This is a genomic window from Vibrio sp. 1562 (assembly GCF_033340155.1).
Classification (GTDB): Bacteria; Pseudomonadota; Gammaproteobacteria; order Enterobacterales; family Vibrionaceae; genus Vibrio; species Vibrio alginolyticus.
Genome location: NZ_JAWOVY010000329.1, coordinates 1 through 709, shown reverse-complemented (window position 1 = coordinate 709; position 709 = coordinate 1). Strand labels below are relative to the sequence as shown.

The 709-nt window shown below is 43.6% G+C and carries 1 protein-coding gene and 1 pseudogene; both read right to left on the bottom strand.

From position 1 onward, the window contains the following. Window positions 1-74 (bottom strand): annotated as a pseudogene (locus R7Z49_RS24990) (acyl-CoA thioesterase); the annotation flags it as partial. A gap of 156 nt (window positions 75-230) precedes the next feature. Continuing rightward, on the bottom strand, window positions 231-709 hold a 479-nt coding region (locus R7Z49_RS24985; RefSeq protein ID WP_318112385.1), incomplete at its 5' end, for a septation protein A.

The following is a 709-nucleotide window of genomic DNA, read 5'->3' as shown; positions in this document are numbered from 1 at the left end:
GCATTTGTATCAGCGGGCATTGCAAGGGTACGAAGCAGAAGCTGGCCTTTCGGAGAGTTAAATTCTTGGCTCATAGTGACATCCTAAATCTTCAAGGGCGCTCAAAAAAGCGCAAATATGGTGTGCCAATAAGAATACTAATGCAGTAATTATTGGTCCGTTGAACAAAACAGCGACCCGAAGGTCGCTGTGAATAATACATTTGCCCGGATTATAGCAAAATTGAGTTTTTAATCATCAACCGAGAAATCGGAGGAGTTATTTTTCTCTTCCTTTGGCATGTGCTTGTAAATGTAGACACCAGTAGCAATCATGTAGGCGAAGGTGGCGATCAGCATTCCAAATACTTTGAAGTTAACCCAAACATCCAGAGGTAGCTCGTAAGCGATGTAAATGTTTAGGCCTGCAAAAAATGAGAAGAAGCCTACCCATGCCCAGTTTATCTTCGCCCAAATCGCGTCAGGTAGCGTGATCTCTTTACCCAACATGCCTTTGACGACCGATTTTCCCATTAAGTGGCTGGCGGTTAAGCCAACTGCTAGCACCACGTAAATGATAGTGACTTTCCATTTTATGAAGTTGTCGTCATGGAAGAAAATGGTCATGCTGCCGAATATCGTGACGATGACAAACGTGATCAGTTGCATCTTCTCTACTTTCTTATACAGCGCGTAGGTCACGATAAGTTGAACTGCCGTTGCAACGATGA